2 protein-coding genes are annotated in these 795 nt (G+C 48.2%); both read left to right on the top strand.

Annotated features, from left to right (window positions below; translation table 11 throughout):
- Positions 1-77 precede the first annotated feature (77 nt).
- Positions 78-185 carry a smalltalk protein gene (locus O6P32_RS13570; RefSeq protein ID WP_269877645.1) on the top strand — a complete coding sequence of 36 codons (108 nt, stop codon included), beginning with the start codon at positions 78-80 and terminating at the stop codon, positions 183-185.
- Positions 186-254: 69 nt separating this feature from the next.
- Positions 255-686: an N-acetylmuramoyl-L-alanine amidase gene (locus O6P32_RS13565; RefSeq protein WP_269879056.1), complete on the top strand. Its 432-nt coding sequence runs from the start codon at positions 255-257 to the stop codon at positions 684-686.
- Positions 687-795: the final 109 nt, after the last annotated feature.

Raw genomic sequence — 795 nt, 5'->3', positions numbered from 1 at the left:
GGACCGGTTGCTCACGCAGGCGGCCCGGACCTAACCTAAAACTAAATTAGAATTATATTTGTTAGATTTATCTTTATATGGAAAATTCTTCAAAACCTAAAAATGTGTGGGGCATCGTCCTCAAAGTCATCATCACCGTAGCTACGGCTATTGCCGGAGCGCTGGGACTGAGTTCGTTTGTGTAGAAAGTTGACGAGGGAACAAGGCCCTTGTCACCTAACTAAAAAACTCAAAAACTTACAAACTTACAACCCATGTACTTCCAGAACTTCCGAAAAATAGATACCATCGTAATCCATTGCAGTGCGACGCGTGAAGACCGGGATTTTCCGGTAGAAGCACTTCGGCGCTGCCATCGAAAACGGGGATTTGCCGATATCGGCTATCACTTTTACATTACCCGTGACGGAGTGATTCATCCGTGCCGGCCTTTGCATCAGATCGGTGCACATGCTGCCGGATGGAATGACCATAGCATCGGGGTGTGTTACGAAGGGGGACTAAGCCGGAAAGGCTGTCCTGCCGACACCCGTACCTTAGCCCAGAAATGTGCCTTGCTGGATCTGCTCCGCCAGTTGAAAGCGGATTATCCGCAAGCGCGGATTGTGGGGCATACCCAGCTGAGTCCTTATATCCGTAAAGCCTGTCCCTGCTTTGATGCAAGGAAGGAATATGCGGAGTTATAAAATGCAGAACGGAGATTGAAGAGTGAAGAGCCTGCGGCTTCCCGGCAGAAATTGATTAATCAATACATAAGTTAAGTGTCGGTTAGCCTGCCGGCTCTTCTTTTTTTTG

This window comes from Phocaeicola acetigenes (assembly GCF_027529745.1).
In the GTDB taxonomy this organism is placed as follows: domain Bacteria; phylum Bacteroidota; class Bacteroidia; order Bacteroidales; family Bacteroidaceae; genus Phocaeicola; species Phocaeicola acetigenes.
This window is presented reverse-complemented; position numbering and strand designations above follow the sequence as displayed.

What these genes read in the sequence shown, in the direction of transcription:
- O6P32_RS13565 (WP_269879056.1), top strand. Translation starts at nt 255, where the DNA reads ATGTACTTCCAGAACTTCCGAAAAATAGATACCATCGTAATCCATTGC.
- O6P32_RS13570 (WP_269877645.1), top strand. Translation starts at nt 78, where the DNA reads ATGGAAAATTCTTCAAAACCTAAAAATGTGTGGGGCATCGTCCTCAAA.